The organism is Pseudomonas sp. KCJK8993, assembly GCF_046230915.1.
GTDB lineage: Bacteria > Pseudomonadota > Gammaproteobacteria > Pseudomonadales > Pseudomonadaceae > Aquipseudomonas > Aquipseudomonas piscis.
Genome location: NZ_JBJJLO010000168.1, coordinates 1 through 10,214 on the forward strand (window position 1 = coordinate 1; position 10,214 = coordinate 10,214).

A 10,214-nucleotide genomic window follows, 5' to 3' on the forward strand; every position below is an offset into this window, starting at 1 on the left:
GCTATCGCGCCTATCTGCCGAATGGCATAGAGCGCGGGCTCCAGTTGGCCGAGGGCGCGGGCGGCGGCCCGAGACACAGTGGGGCTCATTGAAACCCACTGGAGTCCGTGAATGAAACTGAAACGCACCGCCCTGGCCCTGTTCGTCGTGCTGAGCGCGCCACTGGCTCAGGCCCTGGAAGCCACTCCCTACGTGTACCGCACCGTGGCCGAGCAACCGCAGAACCTGCAGGACCGGGAAATCGCCGGCCTCTTCGACCGCTGGAACAGCGCCCTGCAGACCGGCAACCCGCAAGCCGTGGTCAGCCTCTATGCACCGGATGCAGTGTTGCAACCCACGGTTTCCAACCAGGTGCGCAGCACCCACGCGCAGATCCAGGACTACTTCGAGCACTTCATGAGCTCGCGACCGGTGGGCCAGATCAACTACCGGGAGATCCGTCGCCTGGGTCCGGATGCGGCCATGGACAGCGGCGTCTACACCTTCACCCTGACTGCCGCCGACGGTAAGAAACATCAACTCCAGGCCCGCTACACCTTCCTCTACGAACGCCTGGGCGGGGAGTGGAAAATCCTCAACCACCACTCTTCGGCCATGCCGCAAGTGCAGCCGCAGTTGCAAGCCAGCCACTGATCCAGGCGCTGCACCCTGGCGCCGAGCCTTTGCTCGGCGTTGTTGTCACTGTTCGCGGTAGCGCCCCGGGGTCATGCCGAACCAGCGCAGGCAGGCCTTGTGAAAGCTGCTCTGGTCGCGAAAGCCCAACAGGGCGCCGATGTACTTGACGCTGCGCATGGAGTTGCGCAGAAAACTGTGGGCCAGCATCAGCCGTGCCTCGTCCAGCAACGCCGAGAAGTGCACGTCTTCATGGCCCAGGCTGCGTTGCAGGCTGCGGGTGCTGACCCCCACCGCCTGGGCGATATGCGGCAGGTCGCTGGGCGCGCCCTGGGCCAGGGATTCGGACAGGGCGCGGCGCACCCGCGCGGTCATCGAACCGCTGAGCAGCACGTCGAGGCGGTTGCGGGCGTATTCCATGTGCAGCACATCCAGCGCCGGGTCGGCGGTGGGCAGGGCGATGGCGCAGTCCTGGCTGCTAAAGGTCAGGCTGTTGTGGGGCGCGCAGAACTGCAGGTTGTCACCCATCAGCCGGCGCAGCAGGCGCGTGTCCGCAGGCTCGGGGTAGGTGAAGGCCGCCAGCAGTGGCCGTGGCTTGTGCTGGGGCAGCAGCCAGTGCAGCAGGCCCAGGGTCTGGGCGGCGCCGGCGTCGATCACCGCCCGGGGAATCAGCGAAGGCTCGGCGGTGACGTCGAAGCCGATCAGTTGCAATGCATCGGGCTTGCGTTCCAGGCACATGTAGAAGCCGTTGCTGGTCAGCGCCTGGTAGTCCACCAGGCGCTGCAACGCCGCTCCCAGGGTTGCGCAGGACATCACCGCATAGCCCAGGGCTTCCAGGTTGGCCGGGTGGGCCTTGCTGTAGGCCAGCAACCCGAGGTCTGGATTGCCGGTGCGCCGGGTGGCTTCGCGCATCGCTTGATAGACCAGTTCCAGCCTTACGCCCTGGGGATTGTCCTCAACGTCCTGGAGGCTGCTGCCGAAGGTTCTGAGCAGGGCATCGACATTGGCGCCGCCTTCTCTGATGACATCGGCAAGCACCCGAAAGCTGGCGCTGGTCATTCTGTGCATAGGTCTTCCTGGACTGGTGGCTAAATGATGTCGATGAGGCCATTTGCATGATTGCAATAAACAAAAGGCCGCAGACGAATAAGCACAGACCCAGGTTTCCAAGGACAAGCGAAAGGTATCCGGGAACACTTCCGAGTGACCTGGGCAGGGTCGATCATGGTTGGGCAGGGACCCTTGGGCGCGCGCTGGCCGCTGTGTCACACCACGTCCGAGGGGGCATCGTTGGCTGGCCTATGGATCTGTCATGCAAAGCGTCAAAGACTTTTATCGCGAACTGGCCATGGGCCATTTGGTGCTGGCATTCCAGCCGGTGGTGTGGCTGCCGGACAGCAGTCGGGTGCTCTACCACGAAGGGTTGCTGCGCCATGTCGATGCCCAGGGCGGGGATGTCTACCCCCTGGCGCTGCTGGAAAAACACCAGTTGATGCGCGAGCTGGATCGCAGCGTGGTGCTCTGTGTGATCGATGGCCTGCAACGGGATGAACGCTTGCGTCTGGGGTGCAATATTTCCGCCCAGAGCGCGATCATCGATCCGTTCTGGTACGTCATCCTCCAGCAACTGCGGGATTTGCCCTCAGTGGCCGCGCGACTGGTGATCGAGATCACCGAAAGCGCCACGCCGCCGAGCATCGAGGCGGCTGGCGAATTCGTCCTGTGCCTGCGCAAGCTGGGCTGCCGGGTGGCCATCGACGATTTCGGCGCGGGCCTGGGTACCCTGGAGTTCATCCGCCAGACGCGGCCGGACATCGTCAAGATCGACAAGGGCTACATCCAGCGCGCCCGTGGTGAACTCAACAGCGCCCAGACCCTCAGCCACCTGGTGCAGTTGTGCAAGACCCTGGCGCCCTGCGTGATCGTCGAAGGGCTCGAGACTGCCACCGACCAGGGCCTGGCCATGGCCTGTGGTGGCGAGTGGGGGCAGGGCTATCTATACGGCCGCCCCCAGGTGGAGCGCCTGGGGCGACGTTGCCGCCTGGCGCCGCGGGTGCCAGCGCTGTGCACGCCGGATCAGGCGTAGCCTGGTTGCGCCAAGGCACGACGCATGCTCGCCCGAAGGGGCTCAATCAGCCTGCGGGGCGATGGGCGGGGCGTGGGCTGTCGGATCCTGCACCTGGGCACCGATGGGCAATGCCGGCAGGTCTTCCTCGGGAAGCTCCTTCATATTCACGTGCATGTTGCGCTTGGGCCGGTCCGGCTGGAACGCGTCGTAGGGCAGCAGCACGGTGTCGAGCGCCGCGTCCAGGGGCAGGCTGGCGATCATCAGGATCGGGCACACCACCGTCACCCAGCAGCCGCCGGTGATCATGCGTGCATAGCCCATGTCATAGCCGGTGAGCACTTGGGCGTTGGTCTTGACGCTGCGGTAGTAGCGGTCGTCGCGAAAGTCCAGGGCATTGCCACGGGTCATGTAGGTGCCGCAGCCGGACAGCAGCAGGGTGTTGAGCAGCAACAGGCAAGTGATGATTCGGATGATCAGGCTTCCACGCAGGGTCGAAACAGGGGCGGGCGAGAATCAGCGATTGATCGCGTCATAGGGCAGCAGCGCGGTGTCGGCCACGGCATCCACCGGCAGGCTGACGATGGCCACTACCGGGCAGACGATGCTCATCCAGCAGAAAAGCGTGACGTAGCCGTCGTAGCCGCTGGCACCGCGCATGGTCAGGAGCTCGATATTGGCCTGGGTGCCTTTGTAGTAGTCGTAGCGGGTGTGGGAATTGGGGGTGCGGGCGATCAGGGTGCCGCAGGTCACGAGGGACAGCAGGGGCACAACGAGCAGAGCATTGCGGACTTTGATGGCGCCATTCCTTAGCAAGCGGTTTTTTTCCGCGCGCATGGTCGCAGAAGCCCGGTGCAGACGCTAGATTGAGCGCTGAATAAATCGCATGGCCGGGAGGTTTCGATGACGGGAGAGCGCAGCGTCGCGCGGCTGTTCGCCGAGGAACCGCTGTCCTGGGGGCTACGGGGTGACCCCTATCTGTGGCGAGCGCTGGCCACGCATCTGGCCCACGCACCCTGGCCGACCACGGCGCAGCAGTTGGAGGCCCTGGTCGTCCAGGCCTTCGAGCAACTGACAGGCAGGGCCTGGAGCTCGGCAGGGCATTTCTTCGTCGAGGCCTTTGCCCATGGCGGCATGTCCAGCGGCGGGATTTCCATGAGCTTCTGGCACGAGAGCGGCCTGCCCCTGTTGCGCGCCCGTTGGGCTCAAGCCTGATCAGACTTCGCTGGGTATCAGCATCAGCAGGTCGGTATCGCCAATATCCACTCCGGCCTGGGTCAGCAGGGTGCTGGCCTGGCCGCGGTGGTGGGTCTGGTGATTGAAGAAATGCACCAGCAGGCTATAGAAATTGCGCTCGCTGACCACGCCCCGGGTATTGGCATAGTGCAGGGCGCTGTCAAGGTCGGTGTCGTTCAGCGCCTGGCTGAAATCGAGGATCGACTGGTCCAGCCACTGACGCTGCTGCCAGAGCCCGCGGATGTCGGCAAACAGCAGGGTCTTGAGGTCCTGGGGGGTGGCCACCTGGTGCAGCGGCGCCAGGGCCGCAAACCGCGCCGGGTGCTGGGCAAAGCGCTTGAGCCAGATCGTGTCGCCGGCCAGCAAATGATTGAGGGTGCCGAGGATCGAGCCGAAAAACGCCTGTCGGTCCAGAGCCAGTTGCGCATCCGACAGGTTCATGGCGGCGCTGTACAGCTTGCCGTTCATCCACTGGTTGTAGCGGGCCATCAGGCACAGATGCTCGGTGCGGTTCATTGCGGTTCCTTTCGGGAGTGAGGCGGGCGCACGGCAGCTTCGCAAGCCTCGGTGCCGCCATGCAAGAGGCGTCGCGAAAGCCTTGTACGCAGGCCGTTTGCAGGGCTGGGCAGCCATTAAAAAAACCGCCCCTTTGGCCCCGATAACATCGTTTCTCGGGGCTTGGGCTTTTCTCTATATTGGCCACCAGATCCAGCGCGGCAACAGGCCGCGCACCCTTAATGGTGAGCCGTCGCAATGAATAAAAAACCTGAACGCACAGGGCTGGAAAACCCCGGGACCGCTACCCGGGTGGTCTGGGGCGGAGAGCAGATCCGTCACCCCTACAACGCCACGCAAACACCGATTGTCGCCAGTGCCGCTTATGGCTACGACGATATCGACCAGTGGTACGACGTGGCCCTGGGCAAGGCCCCGGGCTTTATCTACAGCCGCATGAGCAACCCCACGGTGGAAACCCTGGAAGCCAAGTTGCGGGACCTGGAAAGTGCCGAATCGGCGGTGGCCTTCAGCAGCGGCATGGCGGCCATCAGCGGCGTGCTCTACAGCTTCCTGCGCCACGGCCAACGGGTGGTGTCGACCAAGGACAGCTACGGTGGCACCAACAAGATCTTCGAGGAATTCCTGCCGCGCATGGGCGTGGCCGTCACCCTGTGTGAAACCTTCGACCAGCAGCAGATCGAGGCCGAGATCGCCAAGGGCTGCGACCTGCTGTACCTGGAAACCCCGACCAACCCGACGCTGAAGATTGTCGATATCCAGCGTCTGGTCGCCGCGGCGAAACAGGTCGGCGCCCTGGTGGTGGCGGACAACACCTTCGCCACGCCGCTGAACCAGAACCCCCTGGCGCTGGGCGTGGATGTGGTGATCCACAGCGCCACCAAGTTCCTCAGTGGCCACGGCGATGTGCTGGGCGGCGTGGCCTGCGGCAGCGAGGCGCTGATGAGCCAGGTGCGTCACTACCGGGAAATCAACGGCGCCAGCCTCGATCCGTTCTCGGCCTACCTGATCATCCGCGGGATCAAGACCCTGGCCCTGCGCATGCGCCAGCAACAGCACAGCGCCGCGCAGCTGGCGCAGTTCCTGCTCAACGAGCCGCTGGTGGAGGCGGTGAACTACCCGGGCCTGCCCAGCCACCCGAATCACGCCGTGGCCTGTGCGCAGATGCGCGGTTTCGGCGCCATCGTCAGCTTCGTCCTGGTGGGCGGCATGGACAGCGTCAAGCTGCTGTTGCCGCGCCTGCGCTATGCCCACTGCGCCGGCAACCTGGGCGCGGTGGAAACCATCTACGGCCCGGCGCGCACCACCAGCCATGTCGAAAACACCCTGGAAGAGCGTCAGGCCCTGGGTATTTCCGAAGGGCTGGTGCGGATCTCGGTCGGCATCGAAGACACCGATGACCTGCTGGCAGACCTGCAGCAGGCCTTCGCCTGGCTGCGCCAATCCCTCAAGCAGCATGCGGCGCCCGGCGCCGTCCCTTCCCTGAATGCCCAGGCCGAGGCGGCCTACTGAAAAGAGCGCGCGACACCCCCACAGCAAGGCAGCCAGTGGGGCTTCATGAAGAGGAATAACAATAAAAACCTGGTGGCATCCGATTTGTTTTCTGCCCATTTCCACAGTTGCAGAAATTGAGACTTGCCCTGACAACTTTCATGAGAACCATCATGTCCCTACAAGAACAACAGGCCGACTTGCGCGGCGGCTTCAAGCAAGAAATGCAGACCCGGCACATTGTCATGCTCGCCCTTGGCGGGGTGATCGGCACCGGGCTGTTCCTCACTTCCGGCTACACGGTGAACCAGGCCGGCCCGTTGGGCGCGGTGATCGCCTACATCATCGGCGCGCTGATGGTGTACCTGGTGATGATGTGCCTCGGCGAGCTGGCGGTGCAGATGCCCGAGACCGGCTCCTTCAGCACCTACGCCACCCGCTTTCTCGGCCCCGGTACCGGCTACACCGTGGCCTGGCTGTACTGGCTGACCTGGACCGTGGCCATCGGCTCGGAATTCACCGCCGCCGGGATCCTCATGGCCCGCTGGTTCCCCGAGACCCCGGTGTGGATCTGGAGCGCGCTGTTCGCCATGGTGGTGTTTTTGTCCAACGTGGTGTCGGTGCGGCTGTTCGCCGAGACCGAGTTCTGGCTGTCGCTGGTCAAGGTGGTCACCGTGCTGGTGTTTCTGGCAGTGGGCGGCGGCGCGATTCTCGGTCTTCTGCACATCGACCAGGCCCACAGCATCGGCCTGAGCAACTTCACCCGCGAGGGGCTGTTCCCCACCGGTTTCATGCCGATCGCCATGACCCTGCTGGCGGTGGCCTTCGCTTTCTCCGGCACCGAACTGATCGGCATCGCCGCCGGGGAAACCCGCGACCCGCAACGCAACGTGCCGCGGGCGATCCGCACCACGGTGCTGCGCCTGGCGATCTTCTTCGTCGGCACCATCTTCGTCCTCGCCACCCTGTTGCCGCGGGAGCAGGCCGGTTTGGTGGAAAGCCCGTTCGTCACGGTGTTCACCTATATCGGCATTCCGTACTCGGCCGACATCATGAACTTCGTGATCATCAGTGCGCTGCTGTCCGCCGCCAACTCCGGGCTGTACGCCGCCTCGCGGATGCTCTGGACCCTGAGCGACCAGGGGCACCTGCCCAAGCAGTTCTCGGTCCTGACCCGCATGGGCACGCCGCTCAACGCGATCATCGTGAGCATGGCCGGTGGCGCCGCCTCCCTGCTCAGCAGCGTGTTCGCCCCGGACACCATCTACCTGGCCCTGGTGTCGATTTCCGGGCTGGCGGTGGTGGCGGTGTGGATGAGCATCGCCGCCAGCCAGATCGCCTTTCGCCGGCACTTCGTGGCCAACGGCGGTGATGTGCGCGACTTGAAGTTCCGTGTTCGTGGTTACCCCTGGGTGCCGCTGGCGGCGTTGTTCTGCTGCGCCCTGGCCTGTGTCGGCATCGGTTTCGACCCCGAGCAGCGCGTGGCCTTGTACTTCGGCGTGCCCTTCATCGCCTGGTGCTACTTCGTGTATTACATTACCCGCAGTAGCCGCCAGCGGCGCCTGTCCCTGGCCCCCCTGGCACGGCCCTCCGATGCCCTGCGGGGTTGAGGGGTGTGCCCGGCGCCCAGGGTGTCCATGAGAGCCAGGCCATGAAGCAGAAAAGCTTGCCCCCGCTGAACTGGCTGCGCGCCTTCGAGGTGTCCGCCCGTTGCCTTAACTTCACCCACGCCGCCGAGGAACTGTTCCTCACCCAGGGCGCGGTGAGCCAACAGATCCGCCAGCTGGAAAGCCACCTCGGGGTGGCGCTGTTCAAGCGCCTGCCCCGGGGCCTGGACCTGACCGAGGAGGGCCGTTCCTACCTGCCGGTGGTACAGGACGCCATTACCCGGCTGGCGGTGGGCACCAATGAAATCTTCGGCCAGCACAAGCGCCGGCCGATCAAGGTACGCGGCAGCCTGGCGTTTTTCGTCCACTGGCTGGCGCCCAAGCTGGCGGATTTTCAGCACAGGCACCCGCTGGTGGATATCCGCTACATCAGCAATATCTGGGTCAAGGAACTGGACGGCGAGGACGACCTGGAAATTCGTTGGGGTCATGGCCACTGGCCGGGGCTGGTGGCCCAGCGCCTGACCTGGGACACGCTGTTCCCGGTATGCGCCCCGGCCTTGTTGGACAAGGCGCCGCTAGAGGTGCCGGCGGACCTGGCCCGGCACCCGCTGCTGCACGTGCTGGGCTACGAAGAGGGCTGGGGCTACTGGCTGCAGCGCGCGGGTGCCGAGCAGGTGGATTCGTCCCGGGGGATGCAGTTCGACACCCTGATTTCCACCTTGCGCATGGCTGAACTGGGCCTGGGCGTGGCCCTGGCCCGTTCCTCCATGGTCGACCAGATGCTCGCCGACGGGCGTTTGCTGGAGCCTTTTAGTCAGCGCATCGAAGCCAGCGAATCCTTTTACCTGGTGCGTGGCGCCGGGGCCGATCCACACCCCGATGCGCTGGAATTTTCCACCTGGCTGGTGGAACAGGCCCATCTCCATAAATGACTGGCCGGAGCCAAGCATGCGTTATGTGAGTACCCGCAGTACCACCGAGCAGGTGGATTTCGAAAGCGTGGTGTTGTCTGGCGTGGCCGCCGATGGCGGGCTGTACGTGCCTGCCGAGCTGCCACGTTTCAGCCCCCAGGAGATCGCCAATTGGTCGACCCTGGATTACCCCGAACTGGCCTTCCGGGTGCTCAGCCCTTTTGTCGGCGAGTGCCTGCCCGAGGCGGACTTCAAGGCCTTGCTCAGCCGTGCCTACAGCGGCTTTGGTCACCGCGCGGTGGCGCCCCTGCGGCAGATCGACCGCAATGAATGGGTGCTGGAACTGTTCCATGGGCCCACGGGCTCGGCCAAGGATTTTGCCGCGCGGTTGCAGGCGCAACTGGTGGGCTATTTCCTCCAGCGCCGGCAGCGTCACGGGGTGCTGGTGGGGGCCAGCAACGGCGATACCGCGCTGGCGGCCATCGACGCCTTCAAGGACTGCCCGCAGACCCAGGTGCTGGTGTTCTATCCGCAGCACGGGGTGCCCGAGCAGCAAGGGCAGCAGTTGCAGGCGGCACACAACCCCCGGCTGTGGCGCTTTGCCGTGGAAGGCAGCTTCGACGACTGCCAGACCCTGGTGGCTCGCCTGCTGCGCCAGTGGCCCTTGGCCGAGCGCGAGGTGATCGGCTTCAACTCCAGCAACTGGGTCGGGGTCATGGCCCAGCTGGTGCTGTATTTCCATGCCGTGCTGCAACTGGGGGGCGGCCAGCGGCCCATCGGTTTCAGCGTTCCGGCGGCGAGCTTCGCCGAAGTCTATGCCGGCTATATCGTGCAGAAGATGGGCCTGCCCATCACCCAGATGATTGTCGCCACTAACCGCAACGACGCCCTGCACCAGCTTTTCCTGAAGAACCGCTATTGCCGCGCCGAGGCCAGCCAGAGCCTGTCGCCGGCCATGGACCTGTCGCTGTTCGCCAACCTGGAGCGCTTTGTCTGGGAACTGTATGGCCAGGACCCGCACGCGGTGGCGGGCCTGATGCAGCGCTTTGAAGGCAGCGGCGAGATGAGCCTGGGCAACGAGTTCTGGTTGCAGGCGCGGATGATCATCGACTCCTACTCGGTCAGCGATGAAGAGACCGGCAAGGAGATCAGCAGCCTCTATCGGGACACCGGCTACATCATCGACCCCCATGCCGCCATCGGCGTCCTGGCGGCGCGCCTGTACCGGCGCAGCCTGGTGGCGCCCATGGTCACCCTGGGGGAGATCGCGCCGGCCAAGTCGGCGCGGCTCCTGGCTTCCCTGGGTATTCCCGGAGTGGTCCCACAGCCGCTCGCGGCGCCTTCCACGGCGCAGTGGCAAGCACTGGCAGCGGATGATTTTGCCGCCGTACTGCACTGCCTGAAGGCACTGTGATGGGCACCGCGAAGGAGGCTTCATGAAGCGGATCCTGGATCCACTGGACGAACGCATCATGGCCGAGCTGACCCGCAATGCCCGGGCGGCTCATGCCGAGCTGGCGGCCAAGGTCAACCTGTCGCGCAACGCGGTGCGCCAGCGCATCGAACGCCTGGAGCGCGACGGTGCGATCCAGGGCTACACCATCCGCGTGGGCGAGGGGCGTGGGGCGGATACCCGGATCAATGCGCTGATCTTCGTCTACCGCTACGACCGCATGCGCGGTGCCGAGGTGCTGCAAGCCTTGCGTGCCATGCCGGAGATCGTCCAGTGCGAAGTGCTCAGCGGCGAGTTCGATGTGCTGGTGCGGGTCAGCG

Annotated in this window: 12 protein-coding genes; 8 read left to right on the forward strand and 4 right to left on the reverse strand. The window is 64.7% G+C overall.

Annotated elements, in window-relative coordinates; genetic code table 11:
• Nucleotides 1-111: 111 nt before the first annotated feature.
• Entirely contained in the window at nucleotides 112-633 is a 522-nt protein-coding gene (locus tag ACK6AU_RS30195) for an SgcJ/EcaC family oxidoreductase (RefSeq protein WP_185702049.1), read from the forward strand.
• Between the two features lie 45 nt (nucleotides 634-678).
• Here ACK6AU_RS30195 and ACK6AU_RS30200 read toward each other — a convergent pair whose 3' ends face one another.
• Nucleotides 679-1,680: an AraC family transcriptional regulator gene (locus ACK6AU_RS30200; protein WP_409303323.1), complete on the reverse strand. Its 1,002-nt coding sequence runs from the start codon at nucleotides 1,678-1,680 to the stop codon at nucleotides 679-681.
• A 244-nt stretch (nucleotides 1,681-1,924) separates the two neighbouring features.
• Between ACK6AU_RS30200 and ACK6AU_RS30205 the strand changes: the two genes are divergently transcribed.
• Nucleotides 1,925-2,698: an EAL domain-containing protein gene (locus ACK6AU_RS30205; protein ID WP_185702051.1), complete on the forward strand. Its 774-nt coding sequence runs from the start codon at nucleotides 1,925-1,927 to the stop codon at nucleotides 2,696-2,698.
• A gap of 42 nt (nucleotides 2,699-2,740) precedes the next feature.
• Here ACK6AU_RS30205 and ACK6AU_RS30210 read toward each other — a convergent pair whose 3' ends face one another.
• Entirely contained in the window at nucleotides 2,741-3,130 is a 390-nt protein-coding gene (locus ACK6AU_RS30210; protein ID WP_260498130.1) for a YceK/YidQ family lipoprotein, read from the reverse strand.
• 63 nt (nucleotides 3,131-3,193) lie between these two features.
• Nucleotides 3,194-3,448 carry a YceK/YidQ family lipoprotein gene (locus tag ACK6AU_RS30215; RefSeq protein WP_409303326.1) on the reverse strand — a complete coding sequence of 85 codons (255 nt, stop codon included), beginning with the start codon at nucleotides 3,446-3,448 and terminating at the stop codon, nucleotides 3,194-3,196.
• A 132-nt stretch (nucleotides 3,449-3,580) separates the two neighbouring features.
• On the opposite strand from ACK6AU_RS30215, the gene ACK6AU_RS30220 reads away from it, so the two are divergent.
• Nucleotides 3,581-3,892, forward strand: coding sequence for a hypothetical protein (locus tag ACK6AU_RS30220; protein ID WP_185702052.1), 312 nt, complete (start codon nucleotides 3,581-3,583; stop codon nucleotides 3,890-3,892).
• Here the strand turns inward: ACK6AU_RS30220 and ACK6AU_RS30225 are convergent, their stop codons facing one another.
• Nucleotides 3,893-4,429 (reverse strand): DinB family protein, encoded by a 537-nt coding sequence (locus ACK6AU_RS30225; RefSeq protein ID WP_185702053.1) that lies wholly within the window; start codon nucleotides 4,427-4,429, stop codon nucleotides 3,893-3,895. It abuts the gene before it with no gap.
• A gap of 237 nt (nucleotides 4,430-4,666) precedes the next feature.
• Here ACK6AU_RS30225 and ACK6AU_RS30230 point away from each other — a divergent pair, with 237 nt between their 5' ends.
• The 5 genes from ACK6AU_RS30230 to ACK6AU_RS30250 all read left to right on the forward strand — a co-directional run.
• Entirely contained in the window at nucleotides 4,667-5,941 is a 1,275-nt protein-coding gene (locus tag ACK6AU_RS30230) for a cystathionine gamma-synthase family protein (RefSeq protein WP_409303329.1), read from the forward strand.
• Nucleotides 5,942-6,093: 152 nt separating this feature from the next.
• Nucleotides 6,094-7,530, forward strand: a complete 1,437-nt coding sequence (locus ACK6AU_RS30235; protein ID WP_409303331.1) for an amino acid permease — start codon at nucleotides 6,094-6,096, stop codon at nucleotides 7,528-7,530.
• Nucleotides 7,531-7,571: 41 nt separating this feature from the next.
• The gene (locus tag ACK6AU_RS30240) at nucleotides 7,572-8,462 is read left to right on the forward strand and encodes a LysR substrate-binding domain-containing protein (RefSeq protein WP_185702056.1); all 891 of its coding nucleotides are present in this window, start codon (nucleotides 7,572-7,574) and stop codon (nucleotides 8,460-8,462) included.
• A 16-nt stretch (nucleotides 8,463-8,478) separates the two neighbouring features.
• The gene (thrC, locus tag ACK6AU_RS30245) at nucleotides 8,479-9,855 is read left to right on the forward strand and encodes a threonine synthase (RefSeq protein ID WP_185702057.1); all 1,377 of its coding nucleotides are present in this window, start codon (nucleotides 8,479-8,481) and stop codon (nucleotides 9,853-9,855) included.
• Between the two features lie 22 nt (nucleotides 9,856-9,877).
• Nucleotides 9,878-10,214, forward strand: a 337-nt coding sequence (locus ACK6AU_RS30250) for an Lrp/AsnC family transcriptional regulator (protein WP_409303333.1), incomplete at its 3' end; no start/stop codon positions are given.

What these genes read in the sequence shown, in the direction of transcription:
- ACK6AU_RS30195 (WP_185702049.1), top strand. Translation starts at nt 112, where the DNA reads ATGAAACTGAAACGCACCGCCCTGGCCCTGTTCGTCGTGCTGAGCGCG.
- ACK6AU_RS30200 (WP_409303323.1), bottom strand. Translation starts at nt 1,680, where the DNA reads ATGCACAGAATGACCAGCGCCAGCTTTCGGGTGCTTGCCGATGTCATC.
- ACK6AU_RS30205 (WP_185702051.1), top strand. Translation starts at nt 1,925, where the DNA reads ATGCAAAGCGTCAAAGACTTTTATCGCGAACTGGCCATGGGCCATTTG.
- ACK6AU_RS30220 (WP_185702052.1), top strand. Translation starts at nt 3,581, where the DNA reads ATGACGGGAGAGCGCAGCGTCGCGCGGCTGTTCGCCGAGGAACCGCTG.
- ACK6AU_RS30225 (WP_185702053.1), bottom strand. Translation starts at nt 4,429, where the DNA reads ATGAACCGCACCGAGCATCTGTGCCTGATGGCCCGCTACAACCAGTGG.
- ACK6AU_RS30230 (WP_409303329.1), top strand. Translation starts at nt 4,667, where the DNA reads ATGAATAAAAAACCTGAACGCACAGGGCTGGAAAACCCCGGGACCGCT.
- ACK6AU_RS30235 (WP_409303331.1), top strand. Translation starts at nt 6,094, where the DNA reads ATGTCCCTACAAGAACAACAGGCCGACTTGCGCGGCGGCTTCAAGCAA.
- ACK6AU_RS30240 (WP_185702056.1), top strand. Translation starts at nt 7,572, where the DNA reads ATGAAGCAGAAAAGCTTGCCCCCGCTGAACTGGCTGCGCGCCTTCGAG.
- thrC (WP_185702057.1), top strand. Translation starts at nt 8,479, where the DNA reads ATGCGTTATGTGAGTACCCGCAGTACCACCGAGCAGGTGGATTTCGAA.